We start from the raw sequence: 259 nt of genomic DNA, 5'->3' as shown, positions 1-259 counted from the left end.
ATATCAAATACAACGGCATTGTGTTTAAGCCGCATTTCATGGATAAAGATGGTTTTCTCGGCGCTGACGAAGCTCAATTCCGAGAAATTGCAGCTGATCTTGACCATACCAACACCCCTTACGATTTCAATTACATCCCCATCCACATTCTTGGTAACATTTATGAACGCTTTTTAGGTAAAGTTATCAGTATTCAAGATGGTAAAGCTCTTATTGAGCAGAAACCTGAAGTCCGTAAAGCAGGCGGGGTGTTTTATAC

1 protein-coding gene is annotated in these 259 nt (G+C 40.5%); it reads left to right on the top strand.

From position 1 onward, the window contains the following. Nucleotides 1-38 precede the first annotated feature (38 nt). A partial coding sequence (locus ACTHS8_RS10860; RefSeq protein ID WP_440373714.1) for a hypothetical protein occupies nt 39-259 on the top strand: 221 nt, incomplete at its 3' end.

The sequence above is a fragment of the Neisseria sp. P0016.S008 genome (assembly GCF_051957775.1).
In the GTDB taxonomy this organism is placed as follows: domain Bacteria; phylum Pseudomonadota; class Gammaproteobacteria; order Burkholderiales; family Neisseriaceae; genus Neisseria; species Neisseria flavescens_B.
This window is presented reverse-complemented; position numbering and strand designations above follow the sequence as displayed.